Origin of the sequence: Kocuria rhizophila, from assembly GCF_003667225.1 — a bacterium.
Classification (GTDB): domain Bacteria; phylum Actinomycetota; class Actinomycetes; order Actinomycetales; family Micrococcaceae; genus Kocuria; species Kocuria rhizophila.
Genome location: NZ_RCOM01000007.1, coordinates 1 through 15,809, shown reverse-complemented (window position 1 = coordinate 15,809; position 15,809 = coordinate 1). Strand labels below are relative to the sequence as shown.

The window sequence follows — 15,809 nt, the reverse complement described above, 5'->3', positions numbered from 1 at the left end:
GCGCGGGGCCTACGGCACGATCGTGAACTTCACGTGGCCGTCCCCGCCGCGCTCGGCCGTGCGCAGCACGTCGATGGTCTCCTCGAGCGGGTGCACGGGGCCCAGGCAGTAGTCCACGGTGACCTCGCCGTCCCGGATGCGCCGGACGGCCTCGTGGAAGGACACGAGACCGGGCTCGGACTGGGCGGCCACGGAGCCCTGGAGCCGGACCGACTTGCGGAAGACCTCGTAGACCGGCACGGGTGCGGACTCGAAGCTCTCGTAGAGGCCGAACCACCCGACGATTCCGCGGTCGGCCACGATCTCCACGGCCTCCGCGCGCAGGGCGTCCGAGCCCACGGCCTCGATGACGAGGTCCGCACCCGTGTTGCCAGTGGCCTCGGAGACCACGGCCGTCAGCTCCTCGTGCGGCACGTGCACGGTGCGGGCACCCAGCTGCCGGGCGATCTCGAGCCGCGACTCCTCCTTGTCGGAGACGATCACCTGCTCGAAGCCCCGCCGCAGGGCGTCCTGCAGGAAGAACAGCCCCGCGGAACCCGCTCCCATGACCACACAGGTCCCGGCACGCCGGGGCGGCACCTCGGTGGGCCAGTAGAGGTTCATGGCGTAGATGCAGGTGCCCATCTGCTGGGCCATGAGGTAGCGCCGCATCTCGGTGAGGTCCGTGGGGTCCACCTCCGGGGGCAGCGCCACCGCGTGGTCCTCGTCCAGGAGCATGTACTCGGCGAAGGCGCCGCCGAGCTCCCCGGGCGCGAGGCACAGCACCGCGGTGCCCTCGGGGAACTTCTCCGAGCGGGACTCCGTGACCACGCCCACTCCCTCGTGACCCGGGTAGCCGGGGAGCTCGGGGCCCCGCGGGTGGAGCGTCCCGTGCAGCACGGAGTGCAGGTCGGAGCCGCACACCGACGCCGCGACCATCTTGACCACGAACTCGCCGTCCTGCGTGGCCTCGGGATCGGGCCACTGCTTCACCACGACGGTTCCGGGGCTGGGGACGTGGGTGGCGCGCATGGTGCTCCTTCGGATCGGTGCAGGTGTGCTGGTCACTCTGCACGCTACGCCATGGTGAGTTCCGGCTCACACGCGGGGCGTCTCCGGCTGCCGATAGCCTGTGACGGTGAAACTTCCCCGGGCCCTCGCCCCCTTCTCCTCGCGCGCCTACACGGTGCTCGCCCTGGCCATGGGCGTGAGCGTGTTCGGGTCCGGGCTGTGGGCCGTGGCCATGGTGGCCCGGGTCATGGAGCTCGGGGGATCGGCCGTGGACCTGTCCCTGGTCACGGCGGCAGGGGCCGTGGGAATGGTCGTCTTCGTGCTCGTGGGGGGAGTGGCTGCGGACAGGTTCCGACTGACGGTGATCCTTCGGTGCGTGGAGGTCACCAACCTGGTCACGGCCACGACCATCGTGGTCCTCACCTGGACGGACACCCTCGCCCTGTGGCACCTGGGCGTTGCGGCCTTCGTGTTCTCCGGGGCCGTGGGCTTCTTCTACCCGGCCTACTCCGCCGCGCTGCCCCGGATTCTGCCGGTCCACCAGCTGCTCGCGGCCAACGGCGTGGAGGGCACGGCCCGCCCCCTGCTGCAGCTCGCGGCAGGCCCCGCCGTGGGCGGTGCGCTCACCGGTCTGGCGCTGCCCGGGGCCTCTGTCCTGGCCATCGCCGTGTGCCACGCCGTGGCGCTCGTGTTCATGCTGCGGCTGCGGCTCCCGGAGCGGGGCGGTGACGGCGCGCAGGACGCGGCGGCGTCGCAGTCCTCGATGCTGCGCGAGATGCTGGAGGGCTTCCAGTACTGCGTGCGCACACCGTGGCTGCTGTGGACCCTGCTCTGGGCCATGAGTGCAATCTTCATGTTCATGGGTCCGCTCGAGGTGCTCGTCCCGTTCCTCGTGGTGGACCGGCTGGGGGGCACGGTGGCGGACTACGGCGCCATGCTGGGTCTCTACGGCATCTCCACGGCGGTGGGCTCCAGCGTGATGGCCTCCCTCCAGCTGCCGCGGAAGTATCTCACCACCATGATCTGGCTCTGGGGCTTCGGCACGCTGCCCTTCGGCCTGGTGGGAATGACCGGCTCGTGGTGGGTCATGGCGGGCGCGCTGTGCGTGTTCGGCGCCACCGGCGGGGCGGGCCAGGTCATCTGGGGCACCCTGCTGCAGCGTCGGGTCCCCTCGCACATGCTCGGGCGGATCTCCTCCCTGGACTTCTTCGTGTCCCTGCTGCTCATGCCCATCTCCATGGCCGTGGCGGGCCCGGTCTCGCAGGTGGTCCCACCCGAGGCCATCTTCTGGGGCGTGGCCCTGCTGACCCCCGCCCTGGGTGTCGTGGCGGTCGTCGTGGGCCGGATGCACCGGGACCAGGCGGAGCACCCGCTGCGCTGACGACGACGCCGCCGCGAGCCTCGCAGGGAGGCTCGCGGCGGCGTCGTGATGCCTTGCTGACCTGTATTTATGTGCGGATCAGTATGCCTTCTGGCGTTGCTCCACGACCACGTGGATCACCGCGAACGTGTGGTCCTCGTCGATGGCCCGGTATGCCCGCTCCAGCGCCCCGGGGATTTCCGACTGCCACTCCACCCGGATGCCCACGCCGTGGAACGCGGCGGCCATGGCCGCGAAGTCTGGGTTCTTCAGCTGCGTCCCGGACACGTGACCCGGGTACTGGCGTTCCTGGTGGGTGCGGATGGTGCCGTACTCCTGGTTGTCCATCACGATCACGAGCGGGGTGGCGCCGTACTGGGCGGCCGTGGCCAGCTCCTGCCCGTTCATCAGGAACTCGCCGTCCCCGGCGATCGAGATCACCCGGCGGCCCGGGAAGTTCAGCGATGCCGCCACCGCGGAGGGCACCGAGTACCCCATGGACCCGTTGCGCGCGGAGATCATGGACGCGTACCCGTTGGTGGGGAAGTAGCGGTGCGCCCAGTTGGTGTGCTCACCCGCCCCGAAGGTGACCATGGCGTCCTCCGGGAGGGTCCGCGTCAGCTCGGTCATCACGGCGTCCATGGTGGCGGGGCCGTCCTGCTCGGGCCACGGCTGGGGCGTGCAGAAGTCCACCTGCTGCTGCCGCATGCGGTGGCACCAGTCCCGCCACGAGTCCTTGACCGGAAGGTTCATCCGCACCAGGTCCCTCACGAACACGTCCGGCTTGGCCACGATCTGGTAGGTCACGGCGCCCGAACGACCGCGCATGGAGGGATCCATGGTCACGATGAAGTTCTTCTTGGACCAGTCCTGGCGCACCAGGAACCCGTTGGTGATCACGTCTCCGGGGACCGTGCCCACGAAGACCAGCAGATCGGTCTCCTCCATGAGGTCGAACGTGGGCTTGGGGCGCCCGTACCCGATGGGGCCCACGTAGGAGGGGGATCCGAAGGGCACTGTGCCCTCGCAGCGCCACTCGGCGGCGGCCGGGATGTGGTGCTCCTCGAGCCACTGAGTGAACCGCTCGGCGCCCTCCGTGCTCCAGTCGTTGCCGCCGAACACGAACAGGGGCTTCATGGACTGCTGCAGCGCGGCCTCGAGGGCCTTCCAGTCGTCCACGGTCATGCCGCCGCCGGCCACGGGGATCTCCGGGTGCAGCGTGGCGTCGATCTCACGGGTGATGACGTCCTCCGGGAGCCCCACCACCACGGGACCGGGCCGTCCTGAACGGGCCGCGAACATGGCCTCGGCCACGTACTCGGAGGCGCGCTCCGCGTGGTCCAGCACCATCACGCGCTTGGCGCCCGAGGCGAACCACTGGTGCGGGTCGAACTCCTGGAAGGCCTCCTTCTCCCGGTGCTCGAACGGGATCAGCCCCACGAACAGCACCATGGGGGTGGAGTCCTGCCACGCGGTGTGCAGGCCCACGTGCGCATTGGCCGCACCGGGGCCGCGGGTCACCATGGCCACCCCGGGGACCTGGTTCATCTTCCCGTCCGCCTCCGCCATGTACGCCGCTCCGCCCTCGTGGCGGCACACCACCGTCTCGATGGAGGAGTCGTGCAGGCCGTCGAGAACGTCCAGGTAGCTCTCCCCGGGGACCACGTACGCGCGCTCCACGCCGTGCGCCGCGAGGGACTCGACGATCACGTGCCCGGCGGACATACGGCCCGGAGCTGCGGTGGCGGTTGGCTGCGTCATGGGAAGGTCTCTTTTCGCCGTCAGGACGGGCGCCGGGACCGGAAGGCCGCAGCGCCCACGAGTGTTCTTCGCAAAATACCCGACGGCAGGAAAGCGCACGGAAATGCGTCCAGCATGCGACACGGACAGGGCCGCGGACGCCGTCCGCCCCGGTCTGCGCAGGTGCAGGCCGGGGCGGACGGTGTGGTGCGGGGGAACAGGTCAGTCGTGCATGTCCTCGAGCTCCACGTTGTTGGTCTCGCGCACCATCTTGATGGTGAACACCAGGGACACCACGGCGAAGAACGCGTAGATCCCGTACGTCAGGCCCAGCGAGTTGTTGGACATGGTGGGGAAGGAGACGGTCACGGCCCAGTTGGCGAGCCACTGCACCGCGCCGGCCACGGCGAGAGCCGCACCGCGGATGTGGTTGGGGAACATCTCGCCGAGCAGCACCCACATGAGCGGGCCCCAGGAGACGCCGAAGAACACCACGAAGAGGTTGGCCGCCACGAGAGCTACCGGGCCCGCCACGGGGCCGAGGACCGGGGTGAGCTGACCGTCCACCATCTCCTTGCCGGCGGTGGCGAAGACGAAGGACATCGCAGCAAGGGTCACGGCCATGCCGCCGGAGCCCACGAGCAGCAGCGGGCGCCGCCCCACCTTGTCCACCAGGAAGATGGCCACGATGGTCACGAGCACGTTGACCACGGAGGTGGCCACGGAGATGGCGAAGGAGTCGGACTCCTTGAACCCCACGGACTCCCACAGCGTGTTGGAGTAGTAGAAGATCACGTTGATGCCCACGAACTGCTGCAGGGCGGCCAGGCCGATGCCCACCCAGACCACGGGCTTGAGCCCGGCCATGGAACCGCGCAGATCGGAGAAGCGCGGCTTGCGCTCGTTGTTCACGGTGGTGCGGATCTTGTCCACGCGCACGTCCACGGCGTCGTCACCGTGGATCCGGGACAGCACGCTGCGCGCCTCGTCCTCGCGGCCGGCAGCCACCAGGAAGCGCGGGGATTCCGGGATCAGGAAGGAGCCGATGCCGTAGAGGAGGGCGGGGACGGCCATGATCAGGAACATCCAGCGCCACGCGGCCAGCCCGAGCCACAGCTCCTGGGAGGCTCCGCCGGCCCAGTTGGCGAGCAGGGCGTCCACGAGCAGGGACAGGAAGATGCCCAGCACGATGCCCATCTGCTGCAGGGACCCCAGCCGCCCGCGCAGGTGGGCGGGGGAGACCTCGGCGATGTAGGCGGGAGCGATCACGGAGGCCACGCCTACGCCCACGCCGCCGATCACGCGCCAGAAGATGAGCCACTCGATGGACTGCGTGAGGCCGCAGCCGATCGCGGAGAGTAGGAACAGCAGGGCCGCGACCTTCATGACGGGGATGCGGCCCGTGCGGTCCGCGATGCGGGAGCCGAAGAAGGCACCCACCGCAGCACCCAGCAGGGCGGCGGCCACGGCGAAGCCGAGCGGTCCGGGGTCCACGTCGAAGGTGGACTGGATCGAGGAGACGGCGCCGTTGATCACGGCGGAGTCGTATCCGAAGAGGAGGCCACCGAAGGCGGCCACGGTGGTGATGCGAACCACCGCCGCGGTGTTCGTCTGGTGGTGTTCCGTCGGGTGTGCTTGCGCCGCTTGGCTCATCCCACAGCTCCCTTGCTGTCGTGAATTTCAACGCTCGGTGGATACCGTGCCCCGCCGTCCGCCGTGCACAGCTGGACGCGCGGGACCAGGGGGCGCGGTCGGCGAGGACCGGGCCTCCGTGACCGTGGAGGCATGTGGAGCGGCCGCCGGTGTGGACGGTGACCCCAGCGTAGGACTCGCATCACAGAATGTCCATGAGTCGAACACAACGGCGCGTCATGTCTGCTCCGGCTCAGAGGGCGGACGCACCACATCGCATCAGGCCCCGCGGAGGTCTCTCGCGCCGGGCCCCGTGGGCGGAGGCACCGCGGGCCGGCCACAGCCACCCGGCGGGACCGGGTGGCTCACACGGGGAGCGGGGTCCCCGCCCGGGCGAGCAGCAGCGCGCCGGTCAGGTGCGCCAACGGGCCCAGCTCGGACGTGGTGATCCGCACCCGGTCCCCGCGCTGCAGGGTGTACTTCTCCACGGCCCGTCGCAGCGGTTCGAGCAGCAGGTCCCCGGCGCGGGCGAGGTCCCCGCCCACGACCACGAGCTGCGGGTTGAGCAGGTTGCACAGCTGGGCCACGGCCCCGCCGATGAGTCCCCCGGAATCCGCGACCACCCGGGTGCAGCCCGGGTCTCCCGCGAGGGCCGCGTCCACCACGTCCGGCACCGTCCCCAGCGGGCGTCCCGACGAGTGCACCAGACCGAGCACGGCGGCGGAGGACACGAAGGTCTCGAGGCAGCCCCTGTTCCCGCAGCGGCAGAGCCCGGCCCGTTCGTCCAGGGTGACGTGGCCGATCTCCCCGGCGGAGCCCGTGGCGCCGCGGTAGAGCCGACCTCCCAGGACCAGCCCCGCACCCACCCCGTGGGAGACCTTCAGGTAGGCCATGTCGCGCACGTCCCGCCCGGCACCGAGGGAGTGCTCGCCGACCGCGCCGGCATTCGCGTCGTTCTCCAGGACCACGGGGCAGTCCAGCACCCGGGATGCCAGATCCTGGACGTCCATTCCCGCCCAGCGGGGCAGGATGGCCGCGGAGTCCAGCTCCCGCCCTCGTTCGGCCACGGGAGCGGGCACCGCGATCCCGGCCTGCAGGAAGCGCTGAGCGGAGATCCCGAGCTCGTCCCGCAGCTCGTCGGCCATGCGGCGCGCGGTCTCGAGGACCTCGGCGGCTCCGTGGTCGGGCGGCAGCTCGCAGCACTTCCGGGCGAGGATCTCCACGTTGAGGTCCGCCACGGCCACGGCCACGTGGCGGTGTCCCACGTCCACCCCCAGCAGGTGCCCGGCGCGGGGGCTGAACCGCACATTCTGACCCCTGCGTCCCCCGTGATCCGGCTCCACGGCCAGCAGATCGCACCGGGTGAGCTCCTTGACGATCGACGAGACGGTCGACGGCGCCAGGGCCGTCTCCCGCGCGATCCTCGCCTGGGTCACGGCCCCCAGTTCGCGCACGGCGTCCACCACTCGTCGCCGGTTGGCCACGCGCAGGGCCGTCTGCGATCCCGGGGCGGTGGGACTGGCGACCCGTGCCGCGGTGTCGGCCCGCGCGGCGTTGGACTCCGCCTCGTCGGGGCTCTCGACGGGGGATGGACGCGGTGGACGGAGCCGACCCGTGGCCGGGCGCTCCGCGGGCCGCGCCGTGGGTGAGGACGTCATCGTCTCTTCCCTTCTCGAATGCTCGTGGTGGCCTGAGTGTAGTCAACGTTCGGGCAACGAACACGAAGTCCGGGCGAAAGTGGGGCGGAAGTCCTCCGGTGCCGGGAAGGGGCCCGCGGGAGCGGGCGTCTAATATGGCGTACAAGACATGCAATGCTTATGGGTAGCCTTTTCACAAGCTGTTTCACGTGAAACGAGCGTCTGCTGGCGCCACGCGGAGCACGACACGCCGACACCAGGATTCACACGGTGTCTCGTGTCACCATTGCTGTATGACCAATCCGGCGCAGTACACTTCCCCCTCGCCGGGCGGGTCCCCGTGGCACTTGCCGCAGTTGCGTCACCGCGTGGCCGTTCCTCTGGTCGTGGTGCTGCTGACAGCGACAATCGGTCGTCTGCTGGTGCTCTCACCGCAGGTGACCGACGGGGAGACCGCGTTGCTCGAGGGGCTCTCCCAGCATCGCAACGTCCTTCTGGACGGCATCGCCACCCTGGTGCAGTTCACGCTGTCCAACGGCGGGGTGGTTCTCATCATCGCGGCCGTCATCGGCTGGCTGGCCGTGATCCGACGCCGCCCCCTCGACGCCACGGGGTTCGCCATCACCGCGCTCGCGGGCTGGGGCGCGGTGGGGCTCGTGAAAGTGCTCGTGGAACGTCCCCGGCCGGCGGTGTCCGGCGATCCACTGGAAGTGGTTGCGGGATCCACATCCTTCCCCTCGTCCCACACGGGTGCCCTGGTCGCCATCGTCCTCGCCCTCGGTTTCGTGGCCGCGCGCCGGCGGACCCGGCGCAACGTGCTGCTGTGGGGCACCCTCGGAGTGGCCGTGGTCGGTGCCGCCCGCGTGTACTCGGGGGCCCACTACCCCCTCGACGTCCTGGCCGCCCTGCCGGTGGCCTGGGCCGGGGTGATGGTGGGAACCGCCGTGGCCAACAAGGTGGTCCCCGCCCTGGCGTACGGCTTCTCGTGGCAGCAGGTGGGCGTGTCCCTCGAGGCACCAGACTCGCGCCGTGCCGCGACCCGGGCGGCGGTTCCCACCGAGGCGCACGGCTCCACGGCCCGCCGCGTCACGGGATCCTCCGACACCCACGATCCGCGGCGCTCGGACCGAGCGGCTTGATCCCTGCGCCCCCCTCGCGCGCCCACTGCCGGTGGCGGGTGGACCCGCGCTGAGCATTGGCGGACGCGTCAGGACATGGTGTGCGCGCGCCCACGACGAACGGCGGGCCGAACCTCTGGAAGGTTCGGCCCGCCGTCGTCGTGCGGTCCTGCGCGCGGAGTCTGAGATGTGCCCGCAGCCCCGGTCTCGGGAAGAACTCGCGGCGTGCACCCGTCGCACGGCCCTCAGCGCCGCCGTGGACGTCCCGGGGTATTTCCCGGGGGAGTCCAGCGGCGTGTCAGTCCTGCGTGTACTCGGCCTTCACGCACAGCACGGGGCACCCGGCCTCGAGCAGCAGACGCTGGGTGGTGGGCGCCATGATGAGCTTGCCCACCGGCGTGCGCCGGCGGGTGCCGATCACCAGCAGCGTGGTGTGCGTGCGGTCGGTGACGTCGAGGATGACGTCCGCCGGGTCGGCGTCGTCCGCCATGGGGATCAGCTCGTAGGCGACGCCGCTCGCGTCCAGCGCGGCGCGGTCCTCCCTCACTGCGGTCTCGGTCTCCTCCGGACCAGTGTGGCGGCCCCACCGCTTGGTGTGGTGGCCCTGGACCACCATGAGGTCCGCGGCACGCAGCTTGGCCTCGTCGATGGCGGCACGCAGCGCGGCGCGCCCGGCGGGGGTGGGCAGGTATCCGACAACGATGTTCATGGGGTCTCCTGGTCCGTGACGTGGTGGGTTCTGGGGTGGGCCGGGGACCTCAGCGGTCCACGTCCTCGAGGTGGGCGATGTCCTCGGGGTGCTGGAAGCGCGTGCGGCGCCCCGTGAACAGGCGGGCGTAGAGGAAGTTCACGAGCCACAGCACCACGCCGAGGGCGATCAGCACCAGGGCGATCTGGTACTCGATGGTGTCCTGCGCCCACGGGCCCAGCAGGAACGCGCACGTGACGGCACCCAGGTAGGGGAGCACGCGCGGCGCGTGGAAGTAGTCGTGGCCCTCCTGGGAGCGGTCGCGGCGCAGGATGATGGCGGCCACGTTGACCACGGTGAACACGCCCAGCAGGAGCAGGGCCGTGGTGCCACCGAGCGCGGACGCGGTGCTCTTGCCCATGATGTTGTTCACGATCACGATCAGCAGCATGCCCAGCGCGGTGGTGAAGAGGATGGCCGTCCAGGGCGTGCGGCGCCCGGGGAGGACCTTGGACAGGAACCCGGGGATGACACCCTGCTTGGCCATGCCGTAGAGCAGGCGCGAGGCCATGAGCATGTTGATCAGCGCGGTGTTCGCCACCGCGAAGATGGTGAGGAACGGGTAGATGGTGTCGATCGGGATGTTGGGCGCACCGATCTTGACCACGTCCAGCAGCGGGGTGGTGGACTCGCTGAGCTGACCGATGGGAACGATCGCCACGGTGAACAGGGACACCACCACATAGATGACGCCCGTGATGCACAGCCCGAACAGCATGACCCGCGGGAAGTTGCGGGTGGGATCCTTGGTCTCCTCGACCATGTTGACGGAGTCCTCGAAGCCCACGAAGGAGAAGAACGCCAGGGACGTCACCGAGGAGAGCACCAGGAACATGTTCTTGTCCTCGGCGGTCTCGAAGATCATGGTGCGGCTGAAGTCCGCGTTGCCCTGGAACGCCGCCCAGAAGCCCACGAGGATCACGATCAGCAGGCCGGTGAGCTCGATGACGGTGAGCACCACGTTGAGCTTCACGGACTCGGAGACGCCGCGCAGGTTGACGAGTGCGAGCAGGGCCATGAAGCCCACGGCCACGAGGGTGATGCCGAACGGGCTCAGGTCCAGGTGGAAGCCCTTGGCGAAGTTCGCCGCCACGGTGCTCGACGCGGTGGCGGCCGAGGTCAGTCCGGAGCACAGCACCGCGAAGGTCACCAGGAAGGTGAGGAAGTGGATGCCGAAGGCCTTGTGCGTGTAGAGCGCCGCACCGGAGGCGCCCGGGTACTTGGTCACGAGTTCCAGGTACGAGAACGCGGTGATGGTGGCCACCACGAACGCCACGAGGATGGGGGCCCACGCGGCGCCGCCGATCTCACCGGCGATGTTGCCGGTCAGGGCGTAGACGCCGGTGCCCAGGATGTCGCCCACGATGAACAGCAGGAGCAGGCCTGGGCCCATCACCCGCTTGAGTTCGTGGTTCTCTCCCGAGGGGTCCGTGCCCCCGGCTGCGGCCGTGTCACGGCCCGTGGCCGACGACGCCGGTGCGGCGCCGTTCGGCGTAGCTGAACTGCTCATGTTGTCCTCCGCGGATCGACCAGAGTGCGGCCGCGCACGGTTCACCCGCTCGGGGGTTCGACCTGTGATCCGCGGCTCATTGCGTACAGGTAACCCTAAGGGATGCTGCGCGCCGCAGGGGGCACTGCGGCAGGAGTGGAAAGAGCGCGCCCCGCGCCCTGGGTGGGGCGGGACGCGCTCTCACGCGACGAGCTGGATCAGCGGATGCCGCGCATCATCCTGAGGATGGGCTTGGCGGCCAGCAGCATGACCACACCGAGGACGATGGTGACCGCGCCCATGGTGCCGAAGTAGGCGACCTCGTTCTCGCGGCTGTAGAACTCGGCCAGCGAGCCGGACAGTGCAGTGCCCAGCGCCACCGAGAGGTTGTACAGGGCAACCATCTGCACCGGGAACCTCCGCGGTGCCAGCTTGGTGGCCAGGGACAGCCCCACCGGGGAGAGGAAGAGCTCGCCCAGGGTGGCAACGAGGAGGATCAGCACGATCCAGCCCACGAACACGGACGCGGTGTCCGCCTGGGTGATGAAGAGCAGGAACGCCGCACCGATCAGCAGCAGGGCGATGCCGAACTTCACCGGGGTGCTGGGCTGGCGCGTTCCGAGCTTGGTCCACACGCCCGCGAACACCATGCCGAACAGGATGATGAACACGGGGTTGATGGACTGGACCGCGGACGGCTTGAACTCCAGGCCGAAGAGGCTCAGGTCCAGGCGGGTGTCCGCGTAGACGGCCAGCACGGTGAACTGCTGCTGGAACAGGGCGAAGAATGCCGCTGTGGCAATGAACAGGGGGATGAAGGCGACCACCCGGGAGTGCTCCTCGGGGGAGAGCCCCTTGTCCTTCAGCATGATGGCGAACAGGGCGATGGCCGCCACGAGAGAGATGAGGACCACGGCGCCGGACAGGTTGCCGGGGTTGAGGATCCCGGTGAAGAGCAGCACCAGGACCACGACCACGAAGCCCAGGGCGATCCCGATCCACTTGCCGTACTGCGAGCGGGGCAGGGGGTTGGCCACCGTGTGCACGGAGTCCGGCAGGCCCTTGCGGGTGAGGAAGTACTGCACCAGGCCGAGCGCCATGAAGAAGGCGGCGATGCCGAAGCCGGCGTGGAAGCCCCAGGTGCCCCACGCGAAGCTCGTGAGCAGCGGCCCGAACAGGGCGCCGATGTTGACGCCCATGTAGTAGATGGAGAAGCCGGCGTCACGGCGCGGGTCGTCGCGCTCGTAGAGCGTGCCCACCAGGTTCACGCACGTGGTCTTCAGACCACCGGAACCCACGGCCACGCACAGCAGGCCGATGGCCAGACCGGGCACGCTGGGGATCAGTGCCAGGGCGATGTGGCCGACCATGATCAGCACCGCCGAGGCGAGCATGGTGCGCTCGGAGCCGATCAGACGGTCGGCCACCCAGCCGCCCAGGATGGAGCACAGGTACACGGTGCCGCCGTAGGCGCCCACGATGCCTGTCGCCACACCCTGGTCGAGGCCGAGACCACCCTCCGCCGCCGGGTAGTACATGTAGAACAGGACGAGGGCCTGCATGCCGTAGAAGGAGAAGCGCTCCCACATCTCCACGGAGAAGAGGTTGGCCAGCATGCCGGGCTGACCGAAGAAGGTTCTTCTGCCCGCGGGGTTGTGCGGGTCGATGGTCGGGTTCGGATCGTTCGGCGCGTTGCCGGTGAGGCCGCTGCCTGGTGTGCTGTGACTCATGGGTCACCATGATGCACCCGGATGCCCGGGGAACTGCTTTCCGACGCACAGGACGAAGCCCCCGGGTTCCTGTGAGGCAGGACACCCGGGGGCTTCGTCACACGGCAGTCGCGAACCGTGCGGAGTCAGTCGTTGAAGTCCGCGGGATCCGGGCCGATGCGGCCGTTGTCACGGGTCAGGCCGTTGATCTGCTCGATCTCCTCCGGGGTGAGCGTGAGCTTCTGTGCGTCCCAGTTCTCCTGGATGCGCTCAGGGGTCACGGACTTGGGGAACACCACGTTGCCGATGGCCAGGTGCCACGCGATGACCACCTGGGCGGGGGTGGCGCCGTGCGCCTCGGCGATCTTCCCGATGGTCTCGTCCTGGAGGTCCGCCTTGCCCTGGCCCAGCGGGGACCACGCCTCGGTGACGATGCCGTGCTGGGCACCCAGCTCGCGCAGGGCCTGCTGGTTGAAGTAGGGGTGCAGCTCGATCTGGTGCGCGGCGGGGGCCACCCCGGTGTCCAGCACGTCCTGCAACGCCTTCTCCGTGAAGTTCGAGACACCGATGGACCGGGCCTTGCCGGAGGCCTTGATCTCCTGGAAGGCCTTCCAGGTCTCCAGGTACTTGCCCTTCTCCGGCTGGGACCAGTGGATGAGGTAGAGGTCCACGTAGTCCAGGCCAAGGCGCTCCAGGGACTTGTCCATGGCCTCGAGGGTGGACTCGTAGCCCTGGTCGTCGTTCCACAGCTTGGTGGTCACGAAGAGCTCCTCGCGCGGAATGCCGCTGCTGGCGATCGCGCGGCCCACGCCCTCCTCGTTGCCGTAGATCTTGGCGGTGTCGATGTGGCGGTAGCCGATCTTAAGGGCCTGGCTCACCACGTCCTCCGCCACGTCCGCGTCCACCTGCCACACGCCGAAGCCGAACTGCGGGATGGTGTTTCCGTCATTAAGCTGGAGGGTCTGGTTCTTGGACATCGTTACTGAATCCTTTCGTTGACAACTACCTCCCAGTCAACTGCGCGGTGGCCGGGTCTGACAAGCAGTTAAGTTGTGGGTGAAGTTCCCCCAGCTGTCCCACGACCGGGCGGGGCGGTCAGGGAAACGTGGTGAAATGGATCCATGAAGTTCGATTTCCAGCGTGTCAAGACCCCCGCCTACCTCACGTCCGTGGCCCTGGTGGTGATCGGGCTGTTGTGCGCCGTGGGCTCGCTGGCGGTGCTCGCGTGGATCCTCACCATCCTGGGGATCGCCCTCAACGTCATGGCTGTGAGCATCACCGCGATCGACGACCTCCCCGCGCGCGCTCGCCGCACCGGCACCCGCGTGGTCGAGGACCCGGAGCCGGAGACCGACCAGCACGACGTCGTCTCCCCCGCACGCGCCCAGCACTCGGTCTCCGGGCGCTCCGCAGCATCGGCGGGGACGTCCGCGCAGGGCGGTTCCTCGGCGGTCCGTCCCTCCGCAGCCCCCGCCAGAGACCGCGCCGAGTTCTGAGCGGCGTCGGCCAGGACCGTTCCCACTCCGGAACTGCTCTCGCAGAGTCCAGATCCGGGCCGGTGGCCGTCCCGCCATCACCGGTTGTCGCCCGGGCCAGCTCGTCACGGCGGGCGCGTGCGGGCCCGGTCCGCCGTCTGTCCTCCTCCGGCGAGGCGCGAGGGCCTGGGGCCCTCCTCCCCGCAAGAACGGTCGGTGGTCAGTTCATCGCGGCGGCACGGTAGATCTGCTGCACCTTCTCCGCGGGCAGGCGGGTTTCGATGCTGACCGTGTTCTCCGGGTCCGAGCGCAGGTAGCGCACCGGGCCGTGGGAGCCCACCTCGAGCTTCTCCGCGTCCGCCACGGCGTACACGGCATCCAGGGTGCCGGTGAACGCGGGACCCTGCGTGGGGTTCACGCGCACGGTGAGGTGCGCGGTCACGGTGTCCGAGACACCGTTCTCGTCGAAGGGCGACTCCACGTCCAGCTCGCGGACGATGCCCACGCCGTAGCCGATCACGCCGGGCAGCCGCGCGGCCAGGTGCCCCTGCGCCTTGGCAAAGGAGCATCGCAGCACGGCCACCCAGGCCAGCGCCGCGGCCACCAGGACCACGGCGACGACCCCCAGCCACAGCCCGTTGCGGGTGTCCGCGAAGCGCATTCCGCTCAGCACGATCACGAGCGCGGACACCAGCGGGATCACGAGCAGCAGGGACGCCACCAGCCGCTCGCCCACGGGCGGTTTCCGCGCGGCAGGTGCGCTGCCACCGGGGCCGTCCGCCGCCGCGCCGTCCGACGACGCCGCCCCGCTGCCCGCCTCGGCAGACGTCACCGCGCTCTCGTGGGAACCAGCCGACTCGGCCGCCGCCACGCCCGTCTCCCCGGCCTCCGTGCTCGACGACGCGTGGGGCCGCCCCGCCTCGTCGCCGCTCGCGGGAGAGGGCGCCTTCCTCAGCTGGCGCAGCGCGGCGGCGTCGAACCCCCGGTCGTTCACGGTGACGGGCGCGGGCCAGGTGGCGTGGGAATCCATGGGGTCCATTATGAGGGAGTGGGGAGGGGGGTAGATCAGCCTGTATAGACCACGGGGTAGGACTTGGTGAGTTTCTGACCCGTGTTCAAAGTGGCCGTGACTTCCGCGAATGACCGAATTCTCTTCTTGCCGTTGCGCACATCGGCCGTGGTGAGGGCTACCACCCCTGTGTAATCCACGCGGAACCGGCCAGAAGGTCCTGAATCAAAATTCCTGCACCCAGTCTGAGAGTCGACCTTGTACCGGTTTCCGGTGTCTTGGGCGGCTGACCAGAACATGTTGACATCCCACGAAGGCAGCGGGCCAGCATTTGGGTGTTCAACAGTCGTGTTGTTGACGGTGTTGGTGACCCGTGACCGGAATCCACTGCCAGATGTGGGGGGACCAAGAGGCATTGCAGGTCCCGTTCGAGCATGTGTTGCGCGTGCTAGCGGTGGAGTTTCCCATCCAGAACACCCCCGGGCCGCTACTGCCCTGCCCCTGTTGGTTCTCCATCCAGAAGGTGTAGCTGATGTCCGTGACGATTACTCCGGGTGGGAGGTTGTCCACGTAGGTCTGACCTCCCAGGGTCAGGTACTGATTGGTCCTCCCCGTGCCGGAATCGATGGTGCCGAAGTCGTAAAACATGCCCCCGCTGAACCGGAGCGCGGGCTGGCACTGGCTGGACGCGGCAAGCGCCGGCGCAACCGACGCCGCCGCAATGACCGGAACCGACCACGCGGCGCCCTTGGCGAGGGTCCGCCGGGTGAGGGTGCGGGCGGCGTCGTGCTGCTGGGTCATGCTCTGGTGCTCTCCCTCGTGTGTCTGCGCCCGGGGGCGCGCGATGCCGTCCGTCTGCCGGGTCCGGCGGCGGGGGCCCGGGCGCAGACACACGAGGGAGA

Annotated in this window: 13 protein-coding genes; 3 read left to right on the top strand and 10 right to left on the bottom strand. The window is 69.4% G+C overall.

The annotated features are described in order from the left end of the window. Nucleotides 1–9: 9 nt before the first annotated feature. Nucleotides 10–1,011: a zinc-binding dehydrogenase gene (locus D9R02_RS02360; RefSeq protein ID WP_102613342.1), complete on the bottom strand. Its 1,002-nt coding sequence runs from the start codon at nucleotides 1,009–1,011 to the stop codon at nucleotides 10–12. 106 nt (nucleotides 1,012–1,117) lie between these two features. Here D9R02_RS02360 and D9R02_RS02355 point away from each other — a divergent pair, with 106 nt between their 5' ends. Beyond that, nucleotides 1,118–2,371, top strand: coding sequence for an MFS transporter (locus D9R02_RS02355; protein ID WP_029603341.1), 1,254 nt, complete (start codon nucleotides 1,118–1,120; stop codon nucleotides 2,369–2,371). Between the two features lie 78 nt (nucleotides 2,372–2,449). Here D9R02_RS02355 and D9R02_RS02350 read toward each other — a convergent pair whose 3' ends face one another. From D9R02_RS02350 to D9R02_RS02340, 3 genes are all read right to left on the bottom strand, one after another. After that, nucleotides 2,450–4,111 carry a thiamine pyrophosphate-dependent enzyme gene (locus D9R02_RS02350; RefSeq protein ID WP_102613343.1) on the bottom strand — a complete coding sequence of 554 codons (1,662 nt, stop codon included), beginning with the start codon at nucleotides 4,109–4,111 and terminating at the stop codon, nucleotides 2,450–2,452. Nucleotides 4,112–4,312: 201 nt separating this feature from the next. Further along, nucleotides 4,313–5,743 carry a sugar porter family MFS transporter gene (locus D9R02_RS02345; RefSeq protein WP_121566266.1) on the bottom strand — a complete coding sequence of 477 codons (1,431 nt, stop codon included), beginning with the start codon at nucleotides 5,741–5,743 and terminating at the stop codon, nucleotides 4,313–4,315. A 344-nt stretch (nucleotides 5,744–6,087) separates the two neighbouring features. Further along, the gene (locus D9R02_RS02340; protein ID WP_121566265.1) at nucleotides 6,088–7,380 is read right to left on the bottom strand and encodes an ROK family transcriptional regulator; all 1,293 of its coding nucleotides are present in this window, start codon (nucleotides 7,378–7,380) and stop codon (nucleotides 6,088–6,090) included. A 272-nt stretch (nucleotides 7,381–7,652) separates the two neighbouring features. Here D9R02_RS02340 and D9R02_RS02335 point away from each other — a divergent pair, with 272 nt between their 5' ends. Next, entirely contained in the window at nucleotides 7,653–8,498 is an 846-nt protein-coding gene (locus tag D9R02_RS02335; RefSeq protein WP_019310446.1) for a phosphatase PAP2 family protein, read from the top strand. A 277-nt stretch (nucleotides 8,499–8,775) separates the two neighbouring features. On the opposite strand, the gene D9R02_RS02330 is transcribed toward D9R02_RS02335, so the two are convergent. From D9R02_RS02330 to D9R02_RS02315, 4 genes are all read right to left on the bottom strand, one after another. Continuing rightward, nucleotides 8,776–9,186 (bottom strand): universal stress protein, encoded by a 411-nt coding sequence (locus D9R02_RS02330; RefSeq protein WP_070637263.1) that lies wholly within the window; start codon nucleotides 9,184–9,186, stop codon nucleotides 8,776–8,778. A gap of 49 nt (nucleotides 9,187–9,235) precedes the next feature. Beyond that, the gene (locus tag D9R02_RS02325) at nucleotides 9,236–10,735 is read right to left on the bottom strand and encodes an APC family permease (RefSeq protein ID WP_019310448.1); all 1,500 of its coding nucleotides are present in this window, start codon (nucleotides 10,733–10,735) and stop codon (nucleotides 9,236–9,238) included. Between the two features lie 197 nt (nucleotides 10,736–10,932). After that, complete coding sequence (locus D9R02_RS02320; RefSeq protein WP_070637262.1) at nucleotides 10,933–12,444, bottom strand: peptide MFS transporter; 1,512 nt, start codon at nucleotides 12,442–12,444, stop codon at nucleotides 10,933–10,935. Nucleotides 12,445–12,569: 125 nt separating this feature from the next. Further along, nucleotides 12,570–13,400, bottom strand: a complete 831-nt coding sequence (locus tag D9R02_RS02315; RefSeq protein ID WP_070637260.1) for an aldo/keto reductase — start codon at nucleotides 13,398–13,400, stop codon at nucleotides 12,570–12,572. A gap of 144 nt (nucleotides 13,401–13,544) precedes the next feature. Between D9R02_RS02315 and D9R02_RS02310 the strand changes: the two genes are divergently transcribed. Beyond that, nucleotides 13,545–13,919 carry a hypothetical protein gene (locus tag D9R02_RS02310; RefSeq protein ID WP_019310451.1) on the top strand — a complete coding sequence of 125 codons (375 nt, stop codon included), beginning with the start codon at nucleotides 13,545–13,547 and terminating at the stop codon, nucleotides 13,917–13,919. Nucleotides 13,920–14,118: 199 nt separating this feature from the next. Here the strand turns inward: D9R02_RS02310 and D9R02_RS02305 are convergent, their stop codons facing one another. After that, the gene (locus D9R02_RS02305) at nucleotides 14,119–14,928 is read right to left on the bottom strand and encodes a hypothetical protein (protein WP_121566264.1); all 810 of its coding nucleotides are present in this window, start codon (nucleotides 14,926–14,928) and stop codon (nucleotides 14,119–14,121) included. 318 nt (nucleotides 14,929–15,246) lie between these two features. Further along, the gene (locus D9R02_RS02300) at nucleotides 15,247–15,708 is read right to left on the bottom strand and encodes a hypothetical protein (RefSeq protein ID WP_101888173.1); all 462 of its coding nucleotides are present in this window, start codon (nucleotides 15,706–15,708) and stop codon (nucleotides 15,247–15,249) included. Nucleotides 15,709–15,809 lie beyond the last annotated feature (101 nt).